1 protein-coding gene is annotated in these 719 nt (G+C 65.1%); it reads right to left on the bottom strand.

Features of this window, described 5'->3' with window-relative positions; all coding sequences use genetic code 11:
• On the bottom strand, positions 1-708 hold a 708-nt coding region (locus tag ELR45_RS34250; RefSeq protein ID WP_165368363.1), incomplete at its 3' end, for an AfsR/SARP family transcriptional regulator.
• Positions 709-719 lie beyond the last annotated feature (11 nt).

The following is a 719-nucleotide window of genomic DNA, read 5'->3' as shown; positions in this document are numbered from 1 at the left end:
GCGCAGCTGCACACCCGGCTCGGTCCGCAAACTCTCCGCCAACCGACGACGCAACTGCCGATACGTCGTCAACGCCCTCGCACGCCGCCCACAACGCCACAACGCCCGCATCAACTGACCAGCAAACCGCTCCCGCAACGGATACTGCGCCACCCGCTCCGTCAGCTCCGGAACAACCTCACGAAACGCACCCCGCTCCAACTCAACCTCATACAACTCCTCAAACGCAGCCAACCGCGCCTCAACCAACCGCGCCGACTCAGGCCCCACCACCTCAACCCCATCGACATCCGCATACGGCTCACCACGCCACAAACCCAACGCGCTCCGATACAGACCCACAGCCTCATCCAACGCCCCAGCCACAACCGCATCCCGCGCCCGACCATGACAATCGGCAAACACCGCCGCATCCAGCTCCCCCGGCGCCACCTCCAACAGATAACCACCCGACTCACCACGCAACCGCCCCGACCGATCCAACACCCGCCGCAACCGAAGCACATGCATCTGCAAACTCTTATCCGGACGACCCGGCCACTCCCCGCGAACCTCCCCCCACAACGCCTCACCCAACACATCAACACTCACCACCCGGTTCGCACGCGCCAGCAACACCGACAGCAGCCTGCGACGCTGCTCCGAAACCGACACAGCGCCTTCGTCGCCCCGGACAACCCGGACCGTCCCCAGCACTTCGAACCGCACGCCATCCCCTT

The organism is Phytoactinopolyspora endophytica, from assembly GCF_004138495.1.
In the GTDB taxonomy this organism is placed as follows: Bacteria; Actinomycetota; Actinomycetes; order Jiangellales; family Jiangellaceae; genus Phytoactinopolyspora; species Phytoactinopolyspora endophytica.
This window is presented reverse-complemented; position numbering and strand designations above follow the sequence as displayed.